The organism is Tenacibaculum sp. 1B UA (assembly GCF_033978845.1).
In the GTDB taxonomy this organism is placed as follows: Bacteria; Bacteroidota; Bacteroidia; order Flavobacteriales; family Flavobacteriaceae; genus Polaribacter.
This window is the reverse complement of sequence record NZ_JAKVUA010000002.1, coordinates 60,008-83,287: the sequence shown is the minus strand read 5'-3', so window position 1 is coordinate 83,287 and position 23,280 is coordinate 60,008. Positions and strand designations below refer to the sequence as shown.

Below are 23,280 nucleotides of genomic sequence, written 5' to 3'. Positions count from 1 at the left end.
TATCCTTTTTATTAACGAAAAAATAAGAGGGAGGGTAGTGGGTTTGTTTTCAGTAAATTAAATTGTTATAGCTACGATGTTGCTTTTATACTAAAAAAAAATTCTATAAATATAGTTCGCTTAACGACAAGAGTTTGTAATAAAATTTTAAGTAGTAAGTAATATTTATGTGTTTTTATAATTTAATTTATTATATTCGTTGCCAAATGGAAAGTAATCGTTTAAAAAATAGCATTGCATATTTATTTCTTGTCCTGTTTCTATCAATGAAAGTAGGCGGGTTGCACGTGCTATCTCATACAGACGATAAAGACCATACATCACATTGTACGATATGTGATCATGCAGTTGCAAGTGATTTAACTCCGTTAGTTACTCCTGATACTTTAGATTTTTCAGTAGAAAACAATGAATATGTTGTTTTAAGAGAAGTAATTAAAGATTATAATTTTATTATTTCAGGAACTATTACTACGGGGCAACTTTTTTCTAGACCACCACCTTCTTTAGTGTAAGAGTTTTATTTACACATTTAATCTTTTTATTAATGTTTTTTATTCAAGTATTTAAGCAATTATAGAATATTGGCTTACATAATTCTTGTGATGAAGAAGATAAACGGAATGTAACTTCTCAGTTTTTTTAAGAGGAAAAATACAAGTTTAAAAACTCTTACCACTACTTTGTTTTTATTTTAATAACCTATTTTCTTTATTGTTTTAAAGGATTGGCTCGTAGTATATTTAGATGCAGGATTATCTTATCTGGAATATATTACAGCAACTTAAATGTCTTTACATGTTTTAAGGGTTTTACAACAGTTATAGACATTAGATAATATAAGAAGTGAGAAAAGTGCCTAAATATACTAGAGCATAGGTTATTACTAAAATTTAAATTTCAAAAGAATCTTTACAGAAATCTTTTAGTTTTTCAAAAGACTAAGTCTCATTTTGAAAAGCCTAGGAATTCTATTGGATTTATGTACCATAATATTAAAGAAGTTGCAACAAAGGGGATGCTGAAAACCTTATAAAAATAGAGTAGGCAAAACTTTAAAATTTTTAATTATGAAAACCAAAGAATCAATGATCTCAGAAATTTTAGCTGATAAGTCTAAACAAGCAGCTGGAACTACACATTGTAGTAATTGTGGACACTGTGTTAACACTTTATAGTCCCAAATTTTTGGCGGTAGGAATTTATCCTACCGCTTTTTTTAAAAGTAAGAATAGTTAAGTATATGGAAAAAAGAGTTACAGAAGAGCAATTAGATAGGCTTCTAACTTTTAGTGACGAAAATGTAATATCTAGATTTTTAGATATGTATGATGTTACAGAAACTGAAGCTGAAGACATTTTGTTGGAAACTTTAAAGTTTTTGTATATCAGTCAAATTCCGGGAGTTTTCATTCCAGATGATTTATTAATTATAGATGAAATGTGGCATAACCTTATATTGTTTACACCTCTTTATCATAAGTTTAGCAAAGAATATTTGAACACTCCTTATTTTCATCATCTTCCTGCAACGAAAAAAGAAAAAGATGAAAGAAGAGAGGCTATGAGAATAGCACCAGATGAAGCAAAAAAAGAGTATCTCAAGAAATTGGAATTTTTGTTGTCTACAACCTACGATTATTTTGGAGAAGAAACCATTGTAAAATGGTTTAAAGTATATCCTCAAAAATACAGCAAAGAAAATATTAAAAAACTGAAAAAATAAGAATGAGCATTTTTCCCAAAAGAACCATTCAAGGTACCACTGTTACTATACATTGGAATTTTAATACAGCACACTTAAAAGATAAACATTTATGCCCATTGGTAAAAATAGGAGTAAAAGACCCTAATGGTAATGTAACAATGCTTTTTGAAAATCATGTTGTTGCTTTTCCAGAAGAAAATGAAAACAAGGAAGTAGTACCACAAAAATTAAAATATTTAAACAAAAACACCCCGCTTTTAGTGTTGGCTGCGTATTTAGAAGGAGCTTGTAAACGTGAAAAACTTGTAGAAATTCTTACCAACATACAAGCTGGTCGTCATTATTATTTTACATATAACGTTCCTGATAATGCCCCTTTAGGGAAATATACTCTCGTGTCTGAGGTGCATAATAATGGAAATATAAAGTACTCGAAAACTCACTTAGATGATCATTTTTGGGTAGAAAAAGTTTCGCTAATCAATGTAATAAGAGAAGAAAAAAGAGCAATGGTTTACAATCATTCAGAAGAGAAAACTCCAGTAAAAATTGTAAGGTGCTTTATCAACTCTGAAGGTTCCATGAAAACAGAAATGGAAGCTTTTGAAATGAATCCAAATGAAACAAAATCACTTTCAATTTCAACAGGTAATACTTTTTTACTCTACAATGAAGAACGAGAAATAGTGCCATTATTAGAAGAGAAACCTATACACTTAATAAAAAATCACGAAATACTATTAGTTAGTAAATCACCAGAATTTAATTATCTCATGAAAAAGGATACTGATGAAGCTTTTTCTCTTACGTCTGAAGCAAAAGAATTATGGGATAAAGCCGATGGATTACTCACTAAAAACAGCCTATCAAAAAAAGAACTAGAGATATTTAAAGAAATGGAAGCAGAAGGATTGATAAAGCAAGTAAGGTTATAATGACTAAAAATTATTTTAAATCAGAGATATTATATCTAGAAAAGTTAGGAAGCATAAAAATTATATACATATTATTTTTTAGCCTATTAACAAGTAGTTTTTTGCATTCGCAAACAGTAAAAGTTTCAGGAGTAGTAACTGACAATTTAGGGGTTCCTCTATTTCAATCTCATCTCCAAATAAAAGAACTTGATAAAAATACAGTAACCAATGAAGATGGAGAATTTACATTTAAAAAGATTCCGAAAGGAAAATATAGCTTAAAAATATCTTATGTAGGTTTTAAAACAAATTATCAGACGATAGATGTTTCAGGTAAAAAAACGAATATAAAACTTACTATTCAATTAAAACCTCATCAAAATCAGCTAAACGAGGTAACTCTTGAAGGAAAATCATCAGTTCAAAGACTAAAAGAGAGTACAGCCAACGTGTCAGTTTTACAAATAGAAAAGTTTCGAGAGAGAAACATCAATACAAGTGACATTGTAAAACAAATTTCAGGAGTAAATGTCCGACAAACAGGGGGATTTGGTAGTGATGCAAAAATCTATGTAAATGGGATGACTGGGAAATCGGTGCCCTTTTTTCTAGATGGAATTCCTTTGTCATATTTTGGAACTGGATTAGGGTTAAACGTATTGCCTTCAAATTTAATAGAACAAATTGAAGTTTATAAAGGAGTAGTACCTGTAGATTTAGGAGCAGATGCGCTTGGAGGAGCGGTTAATATAATACCTAGAAAATCATATTCAGACTATTTAGATGTTTCCTATTCAGCAGGATCGTTTAATAGTCATAAAATGAGCGTGAATGCGCAATTAATGAGTCCAGACAATCAATGGATGTTTGGGGTGAATTCATTTTTTAATCACTCTGACAATAGCTATAAAGTTGATGTTGAAATACCAAACGAACAAGGAAACCCAGAACCTGCTAGAGTTAAACGGTTTCACGATAAATATTCTAACCATCTTTTAAACGTTTATGCAGGAGTTTTAGATAAAAAGTATGCAGATCGATTGGTTCTTAGTGTGCGTTATTCAGGACTTGACGATGATATACAACACAATGCTATTATGGCTCAACCTTATGGAGAGGCTACTTATAATGAATCGACTATTGGGACTTCTTTAGAATATGAAAAAAAGAATATTTTAAAGAAAATGAACATGAAATGGTATAGTGCTTATAACCGTATCAGAGGACATTTTATTGATACTACCCTGAATGCCTATACTTGGGATGGTAAAATATATCGTAAACGGACAGATGGTGGAGAAATTTCTGCCTCACGAAATTCTTTAAAATTAACCTCTCAAAATGTTTTAAATCGAGTTAATTTAAACTATCACCCCTGGGAAAAAGGAACGTTTACGTTGAATCTTTTTTCATCTTGGTTTAGAAGAGTAGGGGAAGACCCAATTGCAGCTGAGTTTTATGGAGAAGATTTTTTTAAGAATCCAACCCAGCTTTTTAAAAATGCTCTAGGAATTGCTTATGAACACCGTTTTTCAAAAAGCTTAACGAGTTACACGGCGGCAAAACATTTTTGGTTAGATACGGATGGGTATGAAATAAAAAACCTTGAGTTTGTTCCTAACCAGCAGGAAACATCAAATTTTGGATTTTCACAATCGCTTCGTTACCATCTTACAAAATCTTTTTTAGTAAAGTCTTCTTACGAGTATGCTACGAGACTTCCTGATGAAGTGGAGCTTTTTGGAGATTTTACCTTAATAAAATCCAATCCATTTTTAGAGCCAGAACAAAGTCATAATCTTAATTTAGGTTTCCAGCTAAAAACAAAGAAAGTTAATTGGGATACGAATCTTTTTTACCGAGGAACAAATAATGTTATTTGGTTACGCACCTCTCAATTTTATTCTCAATATCAAAATTTACTAAAATCACGTACGCTTGGGGTTGATATGGAGCTGCGCTATCGTCCTGTAGATTTTCTTGATATTAAAGCAAATGCTACTTATCAAGATTTACGAAACCGTTCACCGAAAAACATTACGGGAGCTGTGGATAATCGTTATTTTAATGCAAGACTACCTAATATTCCTTATTTTTTTGGTAATGCAGAAGTACGCTACCACAAAGAAAATTTCTTGCACACAAAAAATAATATTTCAGCATGGTGGTCTGCAAACTATGTAAATGAGTTTTATCTATTTTGGGCTGTAGATGGCAATAAAGATTTAAAGAATACTATTCCGTCTCAATTTACTCAAAATTTAGGTATTACTCTTTCTCACCCAGAAAATAGATGGACGGTTACTGCCGAAGCGACCAATATATTTAACGAAAAAGTATTCGATAACTTTAGTGTACAACGTCCTGGAAGAGCATTTTATATAACACTTAGAACATTTATAAATTAAAAATAAACATCAATAAATAAAAAATGAAAACACAATTCTTAAAAAAAATAAGTTTAGTATCACTTTACACATTTATATTAGTTTTTACATTCATAGGGTGTAGTAGTGATGATAATTCACCAGTTGACGGAACCGATCTAGTAACTATTAATTTTGGGATTACAACAGTAAGTGGAGCATTTCCTAATCAGACCTCTTATATTCAAGGAAAATCAAACTTAGAGTTTTCAACGATAGGAAATGAAAAGGCGTTAGAATTAACTGGAAATACAAGAACAGTTTCTTATAATAAAGAGCTGTATGCATTGCCTTTTGGTGCACCTGCAACCCTAGCAAAATATTCATTTAATGAAGAAGGAAATACAGTTGAAGATCAACGTATTGTTGTTCCTGGAGCAAATACTTTTTCAGCACTTTACTTTGAAAGTAAGGAGGTAGCATATGCTTCAGTAGCAGGGGGGATTTCAAAACTTATTATTTTCAATCCAACTACGATGCGTATTACTGATGAAGTAACTTTAACATTAATAAAAGAAGAATTTCCTGAAGCTACACGTACGTATTACACAGATATGATTGAACGTGATGGAAAGTTGTTTATGGGAGTACACTATGAGAAAAATTTTACTCCATTAAACGATTGGGCGTATGTAGCGGTAATAGATTTAAAGGAGAAAAAGGTAGAAAAAATAATTTCAGATAAAAGAACAGGAATGGTGTTTGGCGGACATGCAGCAAATGCTGGAATGATTAAAACGACTAATGGAGATATTTATGTACAAGGTTTAGGAACTACAATGAGTAGTGGAAGTAGCCCTAGTGGTTTGCTAAAAATACCTAATGGAGAAACTTCTTTTGACCCAGATTATTTTATGAATATGCAAGAAGTAACAGGAAATGTATGTTATGGAATTTATCATACACCTAATGGAAGAAGCTTTACAGCAAGAGTAGAGGAGGTAAGTGATTTTTATGAGTATCAAACTGGTCAACCCCAATTCAAATATTTTGAGATTAATGTTCAAAAAAAATCGAGTTTAGGGGCGATACCAGGACTTCCTACCACTTATGGATCTCGTAGTATGATTATTCTTCCTTATAAAGACCAAAAATTATTATTTACAACAGCAACCAATGATGAAAATGCTGTGTTTAGTTTTGACACCAGTTCAAATACATCTAGTAAAATGTTTACGTCTACAGGAGGTTACATATCAGGTCTTGAAGATTTTAATAACGAATAGAATACGCCATGTTAAAAGCACAAGACCTCACAAAAAAATATGGTGATTTTACCGCCTTGAATAGTTTAAATTTAAATATTAAAGCAGGAGATATTTTTTGCTTGCTCGGTGCTAATGGTGCGGGAAAATCAACAACCATTAATTTGTTTTTAAATTTTATTGAGCCTACATCCGGTAGTGCTTTTGTTAATGGTTTAGATGTAACAAAGAACCCACAAGAAACAAAAAAATGGTTGTCTTATATTCCTGAGAATCTCCAGTTGTATCAATATATGACAGGACTGGAGAATCTTCACTTTTTCTGTGGTCTACAAGGTGTGGATATAGAAAAAGAAGCATTAGAAAACTTATTAGTACAATCAGGTTTACAAAAAGATTTTATTAAGAAAAGAGTTCGTAGTTACTCTAAAGGAATGAGACAAAAAGTAGGGATTGCTCTAGCGAGAGCTAAAGGAGCGAAAGTATTACTTTTAGATGAGCCTACCTCTGGATTAGACCCTAAAGCAAGTAATGAGTTTTCTGAGCTTCTACTTAACATGAAGCAACAAAAAGTTGCCACTTTAATGGCAACACACGATCTTTTTAGAGCTAAAGATACAGGAACACATATTGGTATTATGAAAGAAGGAGTTTTGGTTGAAAAGATGGAATCAAATCAAGTTTCTTTTCATGATTTAGAACAAAAGTACTTAAAACACATGCACGAATAGTGTGTAACAAGTCATTACATCTAAAAAATAAAATGTAAACAGATGATACATCAAGTATTTTTAATAACTAAAAAAGAACTTACCAATATTGCAAGGCAAAATGCTTTAAAAATTTTGTTTCCTATTATTTTGTTCCTCTTAGGGTTTTCTCTTTATGCTGGACATATCGCTTATAAACAGGAAATGGATATGGTGAAAAAGGCTCAAGAAGAAAGAAGAGCTGAGTGGTTAGAACAAGGAAATAAGCATCCGCATATTGCGGCTCATTATGGAACGTATGTTTTTAAGCCTAAAACACTTCTAAGTCTTTTTGATTTTGGGTTGGATACCTATACAGGAACTTCCGTTTATTTAGAAGCACATTATGCACATGAGTTTATGTTTAGACCTGTACAAGGATATGGTAATATGGCTCGTTTTGGAGAATTGAGTGCAGCTTTGGTTCTTCAGCTATTATTACCACTTCTTATTATATTCATCACTTTTCAAACTTTTAGTAAGGAAAAAGAAACAGGAACCTTGAAGTTGTTAATAGGGCAAGGAGTTTCAATGAGGTGCATTTATTTAGGTAAAGTTTTAGCTTATTTTTTAATAGTTCTACTCATATTAATATTATTTTTTACAGGACTTTATATTGTAGGAATAATTGAAGATGATAGCTTAGTAATGCAAGATGTAGGTTTACGAGTTTTATTTCTCTTTTTTCTTTACGTTGGGTACTTATTTGCTTTTACAAACTTTTCTGTTTGGGTTTCTTTTAAGTCTTCAAATGCACGAAACTCTCTTCTAACTTTATTAATGTTTTGGATTACGACTGGTATTATTATTCCAAAAACTTCGGCTAATATAGGAGAGAGTTTATATCCTTTACCATCTCTTAAAGCATATAAAGAAAAAATTAAAAGGGATATAGATAAGGGTTTACCTATGGATGGTTCTAAAGAAGAGAGACTTGTTAAATTAAAGGAACAGTACTTAAAAAAATATGGAGTAGATTCTTTACATCAATTACCACTAAATTTTGAAGCAATACGAATGCAAGAGGGAGAAGAATATGCTTATAAAGTACAAAAGGTTCATGATTCTCTTCTTAACAGAAGGTTTGAATATCAAAATAGAATAGGAAGTATAATAGGGTTTGTTGCACCTTACATTTCAATAAGAAATTTTTCAATGGCTTTTGCTGCAACAGACGGGTACAGTTTTAATGATTTTCAAGAAAAAACAAAAGCATATCGTCTAAAACTAATGAGAAAAATGAATAATGATATGGCTGTAAATTCACGTTATGGCGAGTTTTACGAGTACAAAGCAGGAAGAAATTTATGGGAAACGGTTTCTGGGCTAGAATATCGTACACCAAGCGTAATGAAAACCTTTAAGAATTACAGAATAGAATTAATATCATTAATTTTTTGGGTTTTAATAATGTTCTTACTAATACCTTCTTCTCACAAAAATAAATTGATATGAAATTAACTATATTATTATGGAGACGTGAAGGTATTTCAATCGTTAGAAATACGTTTCAAATAATTTTGCTAATCATCGTGTTTTTATTGGGGATTTATGCTGTTTATTATGGACATTCAAAAATAATTGAGCAGCGTAAAATAATTGAGAATGTTAAACATATTGAAAAGAAAGAATTCGAACAGTATAAAGAGAGTTTTTATGCCAACCATACCTCGTTAAAAGATAAACAATTATTTGACATAGCTTCTAAACCTGGCTATGCATGGTATCGACATGGATATCATGCAATTTTACCTCCTCATGGTTTAGCACACATGTCTTTAGGACAAAGAGATATAGAACCTTATTACTATAAGTTAACGGGAATGAGCTTATATTATCAATTGTTTGAAAATGAACTGGCAAACCCACTTAAACTCTATGTTGGAAATTTAGATCTATCATTCGTTTTTGTTTATTTGTTTCCATTACTTATAATAACTTTTATGTATGGATTATATGCGGAGGAAAAGGAAAATGGAATGTTACCTTTATTAAGGTTACAATCTATAGGGCTAAGAAAAATTCTCTTAATAAGAATTGCTTTTTATTATGTTTTAGTTTTAGGATTAGGAGTTCTTTTGTCTATAATAGCCTTTACGGTTGCTGAAAAAGTAAGTGTTTTAAGTATTTGTTTATGGTTGTTAGCAGTTTTGTGTTATTTCAGCTTTTGGTTTGCTTTAATGTTTCTTTTAATTAGTTTTAAAAAGAATTCCTCATTAACAGCCATTACTGCTGCTGGTTTATGGTTACTTTTTTTAATAGTTTTTCCTGCAATATTAAATGTATATGCAAATATTGTACATCCGATAGATAATACTTCATTAGCTGATATAACCAGAAGAAGAAGCCTTGAAAATGAAGAAAATATAGAAGAAGCTAAAGCTGTAGTTGTTGAGTATTTAGATTATCGAGACGACTTAAAAGGAGCAAAATCTTTAATAAACGTAAATACAATGGCAAAAGCTTATGCAGCTTTTACTGCACTTAATGATGATCATCATAGAGAAGAAGTACAGGAGTATTTTAAACAAATTGAGTTAAGGCAAGAATGGGTTTCTAAATTTAGATGGACAAATCCAGCAGTAAATGCTCAAGGAATGTTTAATGAAATAGTTGAAACGGATTCTGAAATTTTTCAATCCTTTTATCAATCAATTGAACTTTTTCATAGAGATATTACCAATTTTTACTTTAACAAATTGTTTTTGGGTAAACAAATAACAATAAGGGATTATGAAAGGTTACCTAAGTTTAAGTTGAACACTGATTATACTAAAAATGAAAGAATAGGAAAAAGTTTACTGGAAGTTATGCTTATAACCTTTATAATTTTTGGTATATCACTGGTCTTTTTTAAAAAAATAACTTTTTAATAGAGCGATGCAAATATGAGTTCCAAAATAAAGAATAGCACTAAACAAAAGCTTGATTTTATTAATGATAGTCTTTGGAGTCTGATGTTAAAACTATCTGTTCCTAGTATTTTAGGTATGATGGTTATATCTATAAACGGTCTTGTAGATATATTTTACACAAGCTATTTTATAGGAATAAAAGCTTTTACAGGAATATCAATGTTGTTTCCTTTAATGTTAGTTGTTACAAGTATTACTGTTTTTATAGCTGCAGGCTCTGCCTCTGTTCTTAGCAGAGCTATAGGAGCCAAACAAATTGAAGTTCAAAAGAAAATAATTTCAAACATGATAGCCTTATCTCTCATAGGGGCAACTTTAATAACTGTTTTTGGAATTATTTTTTCTCATGAAATAGTTTCAGTAATAGGAATTTCAGGAGAACTATTTACCTATGCTTTAGAATATTTTAAAGTATACATTTTTGGAGCATTATTCAGTATTTATGGCTTGTCAGCTAATAGTTTAATACGGGCAGAAGGAAAGATAAAAGTGGCAATGCAATTCACAATAGCTTCAGTAATTTTAAATATTTTACTAACTCCCATCTTTATTGGTGTTTTGCATATGGGAGTAGCAGGTGCAGCATGGAGTAGTATTACAGCAATGTTTATTTATAGCTTGTTAACATCTCTATATTTTATCCGTGGAAAAGCAACATTTAAAACAGGGGCTTTTCGAATAAGGTTGGAGTATAAAATACTTAAAAATGTTTTAAGTATTGGTTTTTCTGCATTTACAATGCAACTATCTAATTTGTTTAGGCAGTTTTTACTTTTCAGGTTAGTGGTTTTCTATGGAACAGTAGATGCTATGGCTTTTTTTAATGCTGTTTTTAGATTGTTTACTTTTTTAGCTATTCCGCTTTTAGGACTTTACCAATCTATGCAGCCAATTATAGGAATTAATTACGGAGCTAACAAGCCATCTAGGTGTTTAAAAGGAGTAAGGATATACAGGTTAGCTGGGGTTGTTCTTGGTGCTGGACTATTAATTCCGATACTGATTTTTCCTGAAGCAATGGTTAATGTTATATTACCTAATGTAAAACTTAATGATACAGAAATTTTTAATGTACGAATGTTGTTAAGTATTTTATTAGTTATTCCTATATCTTCTAGTAGTATAGTTCTTTTTCAAGCTATAGGAGAAGCAAAATTAGCAACATTATTACCCATTGGTAGACAATTATTATTATTTGTTCCGGTAGTGTTACTTTTAACCAAATATTTTGGAATAGAAGGGATATATTACAGTTTAGCTTTAGAAAATATATTATACGCTTTGGTTTTATATATTGTATCTAGAAAAACACTTAAGCAAATATCCAAGGGAATAATACAGGAGTAAGTATAAATGTGGTAGTTTATTGTTTTAAAAAATGTTTCTTTTTTGCCACAATATGAAAAACATGCCAAAACTTTTCTTTTCCAGATAATGTTTTTCCTTTTTTAGAAATTTCATTAAAATAAAGAATCTCAAACTTATCAAATAATTTTTTTACCTCTTGTATATTGTGAAAAGTCATATCAGAATTAGAGCTCCAAGAATCTTGTGGTCCAAAAAAATGTCCACAAAAAATCCCTTCAGGGGATATACATTCGATAATATTCAACCATAGATTATCAAATTGATTAGGAGGACAAAAAGGAAGTGAAAAAGAGGCATTAACCAAATAAGTAGAAGGAAGCTTTTCTAAATTCTCAAAAGAAATGTTATTAAACTTTAATAGTTTTGAATGTTCAGGAGCTAAATTTTGTTGTAGGTGAAGCAATGAGTTAGGTGTGCTGTCTATAGCAAATACAGAAAAACCATTTTCTAACAAAGCAAATGTATCTACACCATTACCACAGCCTAAGTCAACAGCTGTTTTTTCTGTTATATTATTTTGGTGAGCTATAAATTCTAAAGCTTTACGCAATGTATAAGCTGGGGGATGTTTTTCTTCTTTTATTTTACTATAATGCTCTTTCCACATTCTATATTTTTTTCTGAGATAAACAAATATAAAGAAGTATTACACTGTTTAAATTAAAAAATAAAACATTCTATTATATTTTAACTTTTATAGAAGTAAAAGGTTTACTTGTATGTATTTAACTTAATTGAAGTATTTGTTTTTTGGGTGAAAGCAAGTGTGAAATTAACACCTTTTTTAAGTTAATTTTAGTAGGTTTGTAAGTAATGAAAAAAGGATGGTTAAAGAATAGTGTAACCTATTTATTCCTTGTGCTTTTTCTTTCAGTGAAAATGACAGGAATTCATGTGTTGATGCATACAGATGATATGGATCATGCTATACATTGTACCATGTGTGACCATAGCATAACACATGATTTAACTCCTGCACTTACTCCTAATTTTCAAAATTTAATTATTGATAAGTTTGAAATTATAGTTCAAAAATCAATTATTAAAAATTACAAGTTTACTGTTACAAGTAACTTTGCTTTGTATCAACTTTTCTCCAGACCTCCTCCTTGTTTATTATAATTTTTTAGAGAAAACCAAAGTTAAATGTCATCTTGGTTTTTTATAAGTTACTCTAGTTTCTTTTAACAATAGTGTAATCAAAAGTTTAAAACTTTGGATTGAAAATGTATCTAAATATTTAGAGCATATAAAGCTATGTGTTAAAAAAAAACATTTTCAGATTCAATTTTTTGAAAATAATTGCAACTTTTTTAAAAAGGAGTTGAAGAACATTTTATGTAACTAATTGTAATGAAAAACTTCTAGAACTTATAAAACCAAAATAATTCATTCTTAAGTAATACTTAATATTTAGGTATCTGTGTAAAAACAGAAATTAAACAAGCAGAATGATTACAGATAGATAAATCTATCTAACTAAAAAAATAAATTAAATAATGAAAAATTATATCAAAATACTTGTACGTTACTTTTTAATTCTTTCCCCATGGCTTATTTTTTCACAGGAGGTTGAAGTAAAAGGAATCGTTAGTGATGTTACAAATCAAGCATTACCAGGCACAACAGTTTTTATAAAAGGAAGTAATAAAGGAACAGTAACCAATTTAGATGGGAAATATTCAATAAAAACAACTAAAGGAGCTGTTTTGGTATTTTCTTTTGTAGGAATGGTTACGAGAGAAAAAAAAGTAACTGATGAAGAAAAGATAAATATAACCTTAAAAGAAGATGCTAATGCATTAGAGGAAGTAGTGGTTAATTTTAAAAAACCACTTATTGAGGTTGGTAAAGGTAAATTAACATTTAACCTAAAAAAATCTACTCTTACAACAGGGCAATCTGCTCTTGATATGTTAAAAAAATTACCAGGGATAAATGTAGCACAAAACGATGCTATTTTATTTAGAGGGGCGTCTGGAGTAAATATTATGATAGATGGTAAAATGACCTATTTGTCTGGAGGACAATTGTCAAATTTATTAAAAGGAATGAGTGCCGAAGACCTTAAAAAGATAGAATTGATAACATCACCAACAGCCGAGTTTGATGCAGCAGGTAATACAGGTATAATTAATATTGTTCTCGAAAAAAAACTTAAAAAAGGTTATGCAGTCAATTTACGAACTACCATTTCAAAGGGAAAATACTGGATGACAAACGAAAATATTTCGGCAAGTTTACGTACAAAAAAAGTAAATTTATACGGTTCTTTTGATTATAATACGCCTCATAGATTTACCAAAAACAAGAGTGGAAATACCATCAATGAGAACGGAGAATCTCTGTGGCTTAGTCGTAAAAACGAAAGTAACTATAAAATAAAATATTATACTTGGCGATTTGGAGCTGAATGGCAGTTTTTACCTAAACATAGTTTAAGTATTAACTATCATGGCTACTTTGATGACTTTAAAAAACAAAATTATTCCGAAGTTAATAAATTCAATAATTTTAAAGACTTACAATCTTACACATTAACAGATAATAAAATAATTGAACCTTATCATTACGATGCGGGGAGTGTGCATTATATGTTTGTTATAGATTCTCTTGGAAAAAAAATAACAGCAGATGCCAATTATACATCCTATCGAAATTATTCAGATGGAATACTGATAACAGATAATTATGATGCAAACCAAAATAAATTAGATACCAACGTACTCAAGTCACACCAACCAGGAAGTGTAGATATTTTTTCAACACAAATTGATGCTAATTTGCCTTTTAAGAAGTATGCTATTAAAACAGGGGTTAAATATGCTAAGGTTAAAAATGATAATCAATACGAATTTGAATCGTTAGAAGAAGATACTTATGTAAAAGTACCAGCATTAAGTAATCACTATAAATATAAGGAGCAGATTGCAGCAGCATATATAACTGGATCAAAAGAAATAAATAAAACAACAATAGATGCTGGACTTCGGGTAGAATATACCAAAGCAGAAGGGTATACGGTAAAAGAAAATGAAACAAATCAATGGCAATATACAAAGTTGTTTCCCTCTTTTTCAATTGGACAAATTTTAGATAAAGACAATAAAATAGATTTTTCGCTTAATAGACGTATCAATCGCCCATCTTACACCGATTTAAATCCAGTACGATGGTATAGGGATCAGTACTTCTATTATTCAGGAAACCCTAATTTGACACCTGAATTAGCTTGGGTATATTCGTTTACATATAGCTTAAAAAATAAATATGTTTTTTCTGCAACGTATAACCAAAGTGATAATTTTATAAATCGAAGGCTTTTAGTAGATGACAACGGTACTACCATAAAAAGTCAAAGTGATAATTTTGGTAATAGAGAACGTTTTGATTTTACAGTATCTACCCCATTTAAATTATATTCGTTTTGGAATTTGCTTTTCTTTTCAGATATAAGTTATACTACGTATCCTATTTCACAAGTTTCGGGAGAAAAACAACTATCAAAGTGGGCTACAACATTCACATTACAACAAGATATTTCTTTGCCAAAAGATTATAAAATGAATCTTTCTGCACACTGGTTTTCATCAGAATTACTTGGTTTGTACAGTACCAAAGCAACAGGTTATGTAGATTTTGGAATAAAAAAAACATTCCTAAAAAAAAAATTAGTAGCACAACTGACTATAAGCGATATATTTAATACCAATCATTATGAAGCCTATTCTCAAAGTGATATTATAGATTATTACTATAATAATAAACCAGATTCAAGAAGGTTTGGTATAACTTTACTTTATCACTTAGGAGGAAATTTAGTGAAAGAAAATAGAAAAAAAACAGAAGAACAAAAAAGGTTATGATTTTTTTAAGAATTAAATTACGAGATAGATTTCCATAAAAAAACAAAGAATGACGTCCTTTTAGAACGGCATTCTTTGTTTTAATTAAGTTGTTTTTTAGTAAAATATTTAAGTAATTAACTTGTGTACAATAAAAATTACTGTCTTGCGTAATAATGATAATCTTTAATCACAGTATTTATAAATTGAGCAGGCTTTTGTTCGGTAGTAATTCTTGTTAACTCAATAACTTTTGTGTGTAGTTTTAAAATTACTTTATGATTTCTTTTCTTCATAGCATCTTTATATACTCTTGTAATGGTATGAATATCATTATCACTCAATAGTGTTACCTGTGAATAGGTTGGTGTGTAGTTATCTACTACATCGCTTGCAATAGTATCTTTTAATGTAATTCTTTTCTTTTCAGATATTACAGTAGTTCCTGCAGCAATATCTCCTAAACGTTGTCCTTTTCCGTTCAATAAAATGGTAAGTACAGCAACAGAACCACTAGCTAAAGTGAAATCAACAAAACGTAACAACCATCTAATTAAATAACTTCCAAAAGTGGGTTTAGAACCATCTAATTTAACCACTCTTATTTGATTAAAGTATTTACCAGGCGTTTGCCCGTTCATTAAAATTTCAAATAGCAAGCTATAAAAGAATACAGGAAGTCCTAACAAAACAAATAGGCTCATATATTCCATACTCATAGGAACGTCTAACATTCCTATTATAATGGCAATTATAATGTAATACCCAACAATAAATAACGCATCAATTAAATATGAACCGATACGAGTGGTAACATGAGCTACATTTTGACTAATAGCAATGTTTTGGGCTGTTTCTATTTGAAATTTATCCATTAATTAGTTTTTCGCTTTTTTTTGTTGATATTTATGCAACTTTTTTTAGTTTAGCGAAGATAAAAATAATCTATGATTAGAGAAATTTCTCAACAAATATGCTTTAATTTTTTTAATACATGAGAGAAGCTGCTTTTGTAAATAAGAATAAAGAAAAGTGGCAGCTTTTTGAAGATGCGCTGTATAATAAAACAGTTATTTCACCAGATAAACTATCTGATTTATATGTGGAGTTAACTGATGATTTGAGTTACGCCAAAACCTTTTACCCTAACGGAAATACGGTGATATACTTGAATTCGATAGCATCCGCAGCACATCAAAAAATTTATAAAACAAAAAAAGAAAGCAAAAACAGGTTTGTTAGTTTTTTTAAAACGGAATTTCCTTTAATGTTTTATAATCATCAAAAACAATTACTGATTGCGTTTTTAGTATTTGCTTTTTTTTCAATTTGTGGTGCTTTTTCAGCGGCAACTGATATTGATTTTGTTCGCCTTATTTTAGGAGATGGTTATGTAAATATGACTCTGGAGAATATTGAAAATGGAGATCCAATGGCTGTATATAAGAAAGCTAATGAAGTAGATATGTTTATTGGAATTACTGTAAATAATATAAAAGTAGCCATGTATGCCTTTGTATTAGGAATGCTGTTTTCGGTAGGAACCTTATACATTATGATGCAAAACGGAATAATGTTAGGCTCTTTTTTGTATTTTTTTTATGAAAAAGGATTGTTTTGGGAATCGTCAAGAACTATTTGGATTCACGGTACCATAGAAATATCAGTAATTGTTATTGCTGGATGTGCAGGATTGGTGTTGGGCAACGGATTACTATTTCCAAAAACCTACTCACGATTAGAGTCATTTAAAAGAAGTATGAAAGACGGGTTAAAAATAATGGTTAGTACCATTCCGTTTTTTATAGTTGCAGGATTTTTAGAAGGTTTTGTAACCCGACATACAGAAATGCCCGATTGGTTAGCAATCTTAATTATAGCTACTTCGTTAGCACTCATTATATTTTATTACGTTATTTACCCAATTAAAGTTTATAAAAATCAACAAACCCATGCATAAAGAATACGTAGAGTTTAAAAAAGAAAGAGATTTAGGAAGTATCATTTCAGATGCTTTTAAGTTTATACGATTAGAAGGGAAACAATTCTTTTTAACGATATTAAAAGTGGCTGCAATACCAATTGTTATAGCGGTGGCTTCTATGATTTATTACATGATGTCTATTTCTTCAATAATGAGTCAAGATACAAGTGCAGTTGCTGGTATGGTAGGAGCTGTGTTTATTATGATGATCGCTTATTTAGTAGCTATTGTTTTTATAAACTTGGCAGGTATGTATTATATTAAATCGTATATAGATAATAAGGGGGTAGTTAGGAAAGAAGATGTTATAACCAACACAAAAGCTAAGTTTTGGTCGTTTACAGGCTTCGGTATTTTAGCAGGGTTACTATTATTTGCTAGTGCAATGCTATGTGTATTACCTGTGTTTTATACTTGGCCAGCATTATCTTTAGGAGCTTCAATTTTAGTATTTGAAAACGAAACAGCGTCTGGAGCAGTAGGGAAATGTTTCAACTTTATAAGTGGATATTTTTGGGAAACTTTTGGTGTGGTTTTCGTTGTTTCTATTTTAGTAAGTATCCTTGGTTATGTATTTCAAATACCAGCAACCATATACCAATTAATAAGTATGGGAATAGGTTCAGGAAGTGATGATCCAGCACAGATTTTTGGTTTTTTTAGCGATCCTATTTATTTAATTTTAAATGTTATTTCAATAGCAGGTCAACTACTATTTTATTCAATTACTTTAATAACCAATGTGCTTTTGTACTTTGATATTAATGAAAGAAAAAATCTTACTGGAACTATTGAAAGAATTGATAGTATAGGACAATAATCTTTTGAAGCAGTTTCTTTTTTACATAGCGTTTTTTATTTGTTCAATCACTGTTTTTTCTCAGGAAGAAAAAAAAGAGATTCGATATGATGATACTATTATTGAACAAAAAAAGTTTGATGCTCAAAAAATAGAGGAGTACAAGCAAAAAGATGAATTTATATACATCGTAGAAAAAAGAGAACCTACTATTTTAGAAAAAGTATGGGATTGGTTAAAACGAACCGTCGTAAAAATACTCTCTTATATTTTTGATGATATCACCCCAGCAGTGGGATTCTTACGTGTTGTTTTAAAGATTTTACCTTATGTAATTGCAGGCTTAGTATTATTTTTTATTATAAAATTCTTTTTAAAAGTAAATGCGCGTAATATTATTGATGGTAAAAAAGTTAAGCCTATTGTGCATTTATCGGAGGAAGAAGAGTTAATTAAAGACAAAGACTTACCAAAGTTAATACAAGAAGCAATTTCTGTAAGAAATTATCAATTAGCTATACGTTATTACTACTTGCTATTATTGAAAAGTTTGTCAGATAAAGAATTTATTTCTTGGCAACAAGAAAAAACAAACGAAGATTATATAAAAGAACTATCATCTAAAAAACAATTGTATAGCGATTTTAAAAAGCTAACTTATTTATACGATTATGTGTGGTATGGTGAGTTTTCAATAGATGAAGAAAAATTCATACAAGCAGAGAGTAATTTTAAAAGTACACTAGCTAAAATTTATTAATTTGGATAAAAAACTTAAAATATACATTGGTTTATTAGTGCTTATAGTGCTCGGTATTTTTTATGTTGAGTCTGTAAAGCCTAAAGAAATCAATTGGTATCCAAGTTATGCTGCAAAACATAAAATTCCGTATGGTACGTATGTATTGCATAAAGAAATGTCGAGTTTATTTCCAAAAAGAGAAGTAAAAAATGTATATCAAAATCCGTATGTATACTTAAAAGATGATAAGAATAACGGAATCTATTTTTTTCTTGATAATAAAGTGAATTTTGATAAAGATGAGTTGAATGAACTTTTAGAGTTTGCAGATAGAGGAAATGATGTGTTTATAGCAACCAATGGAATATACTTAGATACATTACAAACAGAAACAAGCTATTTAACTACTTCAGCGTTTGAGGAAAAAGCGTATCAGAAAATGAGTAATCCTATTTTTGGAGGAAAAGAGTATCATTTTGATAGAGATTTTTCAAAACTATATTTTTCAGAAGTTGATACGCTCAACACAACTATTTTAGGTGAGTTAGTAATACGAAATGAAAAAGATTCCATCATCAGTAAAAAGCCAAATTTTATCAAAGTAAAACACGGAGAAGGTAATTTTTATTTGCATACGTTTCCGCAGGCGTTTACGAATTATAACATGCTATTAGAGAATAATTATGAGTATGTAGCTAATGTATTGTCGTATCTAAATAGCCCGAATAAAGAAGAAGCAGGTGTTGGTTCTAACAGTAGTAGGGCTATTTTATGGGATACCTATTATAAGACTGGAAAAAGTAGAATAACCTCACCGATGCATTATATTTTATCAACCCAATCGTTAAAATGGGCATATTATATAGGGTTGATAGGTGTATTGTTCTTTATTATTTTTAAAGGAAAGCGTAATCAGCGATTAATTCCTGTTATTACACCGTTAAAAAATCAAACATTGGCTTTTACACGTACCATAGCCAATATGTATTATGAGAAATCAGATCATAAAAATATAGCTGAACATAAAATCAACTATTTTTTAGAGTATATCAGAATAAAATACCGATTGTCAACTTTAAAAATAGATGAACGTTTTTATAAAAACCTAGCTAATAGAAGTGGTAATTCAGAAGAAAAAGTAGTTGCTTTATTTAAAAAGATACAGCAAATACAATCAAAATCAAGTATAACCGAAGAAGATTTAGTAGCCTTAAATAAAGCTATTGAAGATTTTAAAGCATATAAAAAAGAATAGGATGCATACAGAAAACAATCCAATAGAAAATACGAACGAGCTATTTTCAAGTAGAGTAGACTTGTCGAAATTAAAAGAAGCTGTGATTAAAATTAAAGAACAGTTAGGAAAAGTAATTGTAGGGCAAGAAGAGTTTATGGAGTTGTTGTTGGTTTCTTTATTGGCTGACGGACATGTATTGATTGAAGGTGTTCCAGGAGTTGCTAAAACGGTAACAGCAAAGTTATTGGCAAAAACCATAGCTACTGATTTTAGTCGAATTCAATTTACACCAGACTTAATGCCTTCGGATGTATTAGGAACTTCGGTACTGAACATGAAAACATCTGATTTCGAGTTTAAAAAAGGTCCGATTTTCTCTAATATTGTATTGATTGATGAAATTAACAGAGCGCCAGCTAAAACGCAAGCAGCTTTGTTTGAGGTAATGGAAGAAAAACAAATTACGATGGATGGTGAGTGTTATGAAATGAATCCACCTTTTATGGTATTAGCAACTCAAAATCCAATAGAACAGGAGGGGACGTATGCCTTACCAGAGGCTCAATTAGACCGTTTCTTATTCAAAATAAATGTTGGGTATCCGAATTTAGATGAAGAAATACAGATAATAACTGCTCATAACGAACGTAAAGGAGCATTACCACAAACGAAAGTAGAAGCTGTGTTAACAGAATCTGAGCTATTAGAATACAGAAGTAAGGTTTTTGAAGTGTTGGTAGAAGAAAAAATTATTAAATACATAGCACAACTTATTTCTAATACGCGTAACAATGCACATTTGTATTTAGGAGGTTCACCAAGAGCAAGTATTGCAGTATTAATGGCATCTAAAGCATTTGCAGCAATTAACGGACGAGATTTTGTGATTCCTGAAGATGTAAAAAAGAGTATTTATCCAGTATTGCGCCATAGAATTATGTTAACTCCTGAACGTGAAATGGAAGGGATGACAGCCGATAAGGTGATTGAAATGATTGTACAATCTGTAGAAGTTCCAAGGTAGTGATTCAATTCTTTAAATCGTTATACGTACACAATCGCTTTTTTATCTACATAAGCGCTATTTCGGCATTATTTTTATTGTCGTTTTGGATTCCTGCACTTTATGCAGCAACATGGATGCTTGTGTGGTTATTTGTAATAGTAATGTGTGTTGATGTGCTTATTTTATACCGATTTAAAAACGGGTTTTCAGCTAAAAGAATCGTATCAGAAAAATTATCAAATTCAGATGATAATGAAGTAGCAATTACGCTTGAAAATAAGTATCCATTCCAAGTTTTTATTTCGTTGATTGATGAATTACCAGTACAATTTCAAGAAAGAGGTTTTGAACACGCAATGTCTTTGAAACCCGGAGAGAAATCAACCTATACATATGATGTTAAACCTGTTGAAAGAGGAGAGTATACCTTTGGAAAAGTAAATGTATTTGTGTCTTCTTTTTTGCAGATGTTTTCTAAACGATATTCATTTTCAGCGGAAGAAAGTGTAAAAGTATACCCGTCGTACATACAAATGAAAAAGTATGAATTTTTGGCAATGCATAATAACTTAACGGAATTTGGTATGAAGAAAATTCGACGCATTGGACATACTATGGAGTTTGAGCAGATAAAAAACTATATTCCTGGTGACGATGTACGTACCATAAACTGGAAAGCAACTGCTAAAAGAGCAGAGTTGATGGTGAATCAATATCAAGATGAAAAATCACAACCCATCTATTCAATTATCGATTTAGGTCGTGTGATGAAAATGCCTTTTGAAGGGTTGAAGTTACTAGACTATGCAATTAATTCAACCTTAGCCTTTTCAAACATAGCTTTATTAAAAAATGATAAAGCAGGTATGCTGACGTTTTCTAAAAAAGTAGAAAAAATAGTAGCAGCCAGTAATAAGAAAACAAATTTATCGGTAATAAACGAAGAGTTGTATAATATTACAACCGATTTTTCAGATGCTAATTTTGCACTGTTATATGCGAATATCAAAAGAAAAATAAATCAACGAGGCTTACTGATTTTATATACCAATTTTGAGCATATATCGGCGTTAAAAAGGCAATTGCCATATTTAAAAGCAATAGCTAAAAAACATTTATTAGTAACCGTTTTCTTTGAAAATACGGAGTTAGATACGTTAATAACTGAAAATGCAGAAGATTTACAAAGTGTGTATCACAAAACCATTGCAGAGAAATATGCTTACGAAAAACGTTTGATGATAAAAGAATTAGAGAAAAATGCGGTACATGCTATTTTAACCAAACCACAACATTTATCGGTTAATGTAATTAACAAATACCTTGAGTTTAAAGCAAAAGGAATGATATAAAAAAAAGCGACCATTTGGTCGCTTTTTTTATATCAATAGGAGTTATACAGTTATTGCATATTTTCTAACTGTTCTCTTAATAATTCAGGGTCTTGTAGTGCATCCCAACCAAAGAATAAAATCATTCCTACCATAGTAATTATATATAATGAACTTAAAATAACACCAATAATAGCCAAAATCTTACCAACTTTAACATTATTGATTCCATCATATTCATCTGGGCTTTCATTATATAAAGCTGTAGCCTTTTTTGCTAAAACTAAAGCAACAACACCAAGAATTAACCCAATAAAGCCATAACAACAGCATCCTAAAATTGAAATGATTCCTAATACTAAAACACCTGTAGAATTTGGTAATTTTTGTTTTTCCATAGTTTTTCTAAAGTTTAAATTAATTGATTCATTTTTATAACATAACTACTCACAATGATAATTACATTAATAACGGCCAATATACTGATTATTTTTTGAGCATATTTTACTTTATAGAAGAAGTTAATGCCTACAACAAAAGCTAAAAGCAATAAAGTATATATAGCAGGGTACATTTTAAAAGCTGCTATAAATTCCCCATGAAAAACTAAACTTAAAGCACGTTGTATACCACAACCTAAACAATCAACTCCAAAAAACTGTTTGTTTAAACAGGGTAACATATAATCTTCTAGCTGTAAAAACATAAGATATTATTTAAACATATCCATTCCAGGAATATTAGGCATTCCACTTTTAGCAGCAACAGCTAATTCTTGCTCATTAATTTCACCGGCACGTTTCAATGCTTTATTTAACGCTAAGATTAAATAGTCTTCTAATTCTTCTTTGTCTTCTAATAAAGACTCATCTACTGTAATAGCTTTAACTTCGCGATTAGCAGTAACGGTAACTTTTACATTTCCTCCAGCAATTGCTTCATCAATTAAAACGGTATCTAATCGTTTTTTTGTTTCTTCTACTTTTTGTTGGGCTTCTTGTAGTTTACCCATCATTCCAGAAATATCTCCGAACATTATTGTACAGTT

At 30.3% G+C, this 23,280-nt stretch carries 22 protein-coding genes; 17 read left to right on the top strand and 5 right to left on the bottom strand.

Annotated elements, in window-relative coordinates; genetic code table 11:
* The first annotated feature begins 206 nt into the window (after window positions 1-206).
* The 9 genes from MK851_RS03350 to MK851_RS03310 all read left to right on the top strand — a co-directional run bounded on the left by MK851_RS03350 (window position 207) and on the right by MK851_RS03310 (window position 11,267).
* Window positions 207-515, top strand: coding sequence for a hypothetical protein (locus tag MK851_RS03350; protein WP_303507356.1), 309 nt, complete (start codon window positions 207-209; stop codon window positions 513-515).
* A gap of 728 nt (window positions 516-1,243) precedes the next feature.
* Entirely contained in the window at window positions 1,244-1,726 is a 483-nt protein-coding gene (locus MK851_RS03345; protein WP_303507353.1) for a hypothetical protein, read from the top strand.
* Window positions 1,727-1,728: 2 nt separating this feature from the next.
* Window positions 1,729-2,643: a hypothetical protein gene (locus tag MK851_RS03340; RefSeq protein WP_320241421.1), complete on the top strand. Its 915-nt coding sequence runs from the start codon at window positions 1,729-1,731 to the stop codon at window positions 2,641-2,643.
* A gap of 101 nt (window positions 2,644-2,744) precedes the next feature.
* On the top strand, window positions 2,745-5,033 hold the full coding sequence (locus MK851_RS03335; RefSeq protein WP_320241419.1) for a TonB-dependent receptor: 2,289 nt from the start codon (window positions 2,745-2,747) through the stop codon (window positions 5,031-5,033).
* Between the two features lie 23 nt (window positions 5,034-5,056).
* The gene (locus MK851_RS03330) at window positions 5,057-6,277 is read left to right on the top strand and encodes a DUF4374 domain-containing protein (RefSeq protein ID WP_320241418.1); all 1,221 of its coding nucleotides are present in this window, start codon (window positions 5,057-5,059) and stop codon (window positions 6,275-6,277) included.
* 8 nt (window positions 6,278-6,285) lie between these two features.
* Complete coding sequence (locus MK851_RS03325; RefSeq protein ID WP_303507342.1) at window positions 6,286-6,987, top strand: ABC transporter ATP-binding protein; 702 nt, start codon at window positions 6,286-6,288, stop codon at window positions 6,985-6,987.
* A 42-nt stretch (window positions 6,988-7,029) separates the two neighbouring features.
* Window positions 7,030-8,460, top strand: coding sequence for a DUF3526 domain-containing protein (locus tag MK851_RS03320; RefSeq protein ID WP_320241416.1), 1,431 nt, complete (start codon window positions 7,030-7,032; stop codon window positions 8,458-8,460).
* Complete coding sequence (locus MK851_RS03315) at window positions 8,457-9,878, top strand: DUF3526 domain-containing protein (protein WP_320241414.1); 1,422 nt, start codon at window positions 8,457-8,459, stop codon at window positions 9,876-9,878. Before MK851_RS03320 ends, MK851_RS03315 begins: the two co-directional genes overlap by 4 nt.
* 15 nt (window positions 9,879-9,893) lie before the next feature.
* Window positions 9,894-11,267, top strand: coding sequence for an MATE family efflux transporter (locus tag MK851_RS03310; RefSeq protein WP_320241412.1), 1,374 nt, complete (start codon window positions 9,894-9,896; stop codon window positions 11,265-11,267).
* A 16-nt stretch (window positions 11,268-11,283) separates the two neighbouring features.
* Here the strand turns inward: MK851_RS03310 and MK851_RS03305 are convergent, their stop codons facing one another.
* Window positions 11,284-11,895, bottom strand: coding sequence for a class I SAM-dependent methyltransferase (locus MK851_RS03305; protein ID WP_320241410.1), 612 nt, complete (start codon window positions 11,893-11,895; stop codon window positions 11,284-11,286).
* A 206-nt stretch (window positions 11,896-12,101) separates the two neighbouring features.
* Between MK851_RS03305 and MK851_RS03300 the strand changes: the two genes are divergently transcribed.
* Window positions 12,102-12,410 (top strand): hypothetical protein, encoded by a 309-nt coding sequence (locus MK851_RS03300; protein ID WP_320241408.1) that lies wholly within the window; start codon window positions 12,102-12,104, stop codon window positions 12,408-12,410.
* Window positions 12,411-12,787: 377 nt separating this feature from the next.
* The gene (locus MK851_RS03295; protein ID WP_320241406.1) at window positions 12,788-15,154 is read left to right on the top strand and encodes an outer membrane beta-barrel protein; all 2,367 of its coding nucleotides are present in this window, start codon (window positions 12,788-12,790) and stop codon (window positions 15,152-15,154) included.
* A 137-nt stretch (window positions 15,155-15,291) separates the two neighbouring features.
* Here MK851_RS03295 and MK851_RS03290 read toward each other — a convergent pair whose 3' ends face one another.
* Entirely contained in the window at window positions 15,292-16,008 is a 717-nt protein-coding gene (locus MK851_RS03290) for an RDD family protein (protein ID WP_320241403.1), read from the bottom strand.
* Window positions 16,009-16,127: 119 nt separating this feature from the next.
* Between MK851_RS03290 and MK851_RS03285 the strand changes: the two genes are divergently transcribed.
* From MK851_RS03285 to MK851_RS03260, 6 genes are read left to right on the top strand one after another with little or no spacing between them, the layout of a single operon-like run.
* Entirely contained in the window at window positions 16,128-17,093 is a 966-nt protein-coding gene (locus tag MK851_RS03285) for a stage II sporulation protein M (protein WP_115901103.1), read from the top strand.
* Entirely contained in the window at window positions 17,086-17,937 is an 852-nt protein-coding gene (locus tag MK851_RS03280; protein ID WP_115901102.1) for a hypothetical protein, read from the top strand. Before MK851_RS03285 ends, MK851_RS03280 begins: the two co-directional genes overlap by 8 nt.
* A 4-nt stretch (window positions 17,938-17,941) precedes the next feature.
* Window positions 17,942-18,676, top strand: a complete 735-nt coding sequence (locus tag MK851_RS03275; RefSeq protein ID WP_320241397.1) for a DUF4129 domain-containing protein — start codon at window positions 17,942-17,944, stop codon at window positions 18,674-18,676.
* A gap of 1 nt (window position 18,677) precedes the next feature.
* Window positions 18,678-19,913, top strand: a complete 1,236-nt coding sequence (locus tag MK851_RS03270) for a DUF4350 domain-containing protein (protein ID WP_320241394.1) — start codon at window positions 18,678-18,680, stop codon at window positions 19,911-19,913.
* Between the two features lies 1 nt (window position 19,914).
* Window positions 19,915-20,919, top strand: a complete 1,005-nt coding sequence (locus MK851_RS03265) for a MoxR family ATPase (protein WP_320241392.1) — start codon at window positions 19,915-19,917, stop codon at window positions 20,917-20,919.
* Between the two features lie 2 nt (window positions 20,920-20,921).
* Complete coding sequence (locus MK851_RS03260; protein ID WP_320241685.1) at window positions 20,922-22,253, top strand: DUF58 domain-containing protein; 1,332 nt, start codon at window positions 20,922-20,924, stop codon at window positions 22,251-22,253.
* Between the two features lie 50 nt (window positions 22,254-22,303).
* Here the strand turns inward: MK851_RS03260 and MK851_RS03255 are convergent, their stop codons facing one another.
* From MK851_RS03255 to MK851_RS03245, 3 genes are read right to left on the bottom strand one after another with little or no spacing between them, the layout of a single operon-like run.
* A complete protein-coding gene (locus MK851_RS03255) occupies window positions 22,304-22,630 on the bottom strand; it encodes a CCC motif membrane protein (protein ID WP_303507311.1) in 327 nt (108 codons plus the stop codon).
* Between the two features lie 14 nt (window positions 22,631-22,644).
* Entirely contained in the window at window positions 22,645-22,938 is a 294-nt protein-coding gene (locus MK851_RS03250; protein ID WP_320241390.1) for a DUF2752 domain-containing protein, read from the bottom strand.
* Between the two features lie 6 nt (window positions 22,939-22,944).
* A complete protein-coding gene (locus tag MK851_RS03245) occupies window positions 22,945-23,268 on the bottom strand; it encodes a YbaB/EbfC family nucleoid-associated protein (RefSeq protein ID WP_303507304.1) in 324 nt (107 codons plus the stop codon).
* Between the last annotated feature and the right edge of the window lie 12 nt (window positions 23,269-23,280).

Coding starts and splice junctions, on each gene's coding strand:
- MK851_RS03305 (WP_320241410.1), bottom strand. CDS start 11,895: ATGTGGAAAGAGCATTATAGTAAAATAAAAGAAGAAAAACATCCCCCA.
- MK851_RS03250 (WP_320241390.1), bottom strand. CDS start 22,938: ATGTTTTTACAGCTAGAAGATTATATGTTACCCTGTTTAAACAAACAG.
- MK851_RS03300 (WP_320241408.1), top strand. CDS start 12,102: ATGAAAAAAGGATGGTTAAAGAATAGTGTAACCTATTTATTCCTTGTG.
- MK851_RS03315 (WP_320241414.1), top strand. CDS start 8,457: ATGAAATTAACTATATTATTATGGAGACGTGAAGGTATTTCAATCGTT.
- MK851_RS03290 (WP_320241403.1), bottom strand. CDS start 16,008: ATGGATAAATTTCAAATAGAAACAGCCCAAAACATTGCTATTAGTCAA.
- MK851_RS03330 (WP_320241418.1), top strand. CDS start 5,057: ATGAAAACACAATTCTTAAAAAAAATAAGTTTAGTATCACTTTACACA.
- MK851_RS03350 (WP_303507356.1), top strand. CDS start 207: ATGGAAAGTAATCGTTTAAAAAATAGCATTGCATATTTATTTCTTGTC.
- MK851_RS03320 (WP_320241416.1), top strand. CDS start 7,030: ATGATACATCAAGTATTTTTAATAACTAAAAAAGAACTTACCAATATT.
- MK851_RS03340 (WP_320241421.1), top strand. CDS start 1,729: ATGAGCATTTTTCCCAAAAGAACCATTCAAGGTACCACTGTTACTATA.
- MK851_RS03345 (WP_303507353.1), top strand. CDS start 1,244: ATGGAAAAAAGAGTTACAGAAGAGCAATTAGATAGGCTTCTAACTTTT.
- MK851_RS03285 (WP_115901103.1), top strand. CDS start 16,128: ATGAGAGAAGCTGCTTTTGTAAATAAGAATAAAGAAAAGTGGCAGCTT.
- MK851_RS03265 (WP_320241392.1), top strand. CDS start 19,915: ATGCATACAGAAAACAATCCAATAGAAAATACGAACGAGCTATTTTCA.
- MK851_RS03245 (WP_303507304.1), bottom strand. CDS start 23,268: ATGTTCGGAGATATTTCTGGAATGATGGGTAAACTACAAGAAGCCCAA.
- MK851_RS03310 (WP_320241412.1), top strand. CDS start 9,894: ATGAGTTCCAAAATAAAGAATAGCACTAAACAAAAGCTTGATTTTATT.
- MK851_RS03280 (WP_115901102.1), top strand. CDS start 17,086: ATGCATAAAGAATACGTAGAGTTTAAAAAAGAAAGAGATTTAGGAAGT.
- MK851_RS03255 (WP_303507311.1), bottom strand. CDS start 22,630: ATGGAAAAACAAAAATTACCAAATTCTACAGGTGTTTTAGTATTAGGA.
- MK851_RS03325 (WP_303507342.1), top strand. CDS start 6,286: ATGTTAAAAGCACAAGACCTCACAAAAAAATATGGTGATTTTACCGCC.
- MK851_RS03295 (WP_320241406.1), top strand. CDS start 12,788: ATGAAAAATTATATCAAAATACTTGTACGTTACTTTTTAATTCTTTCC.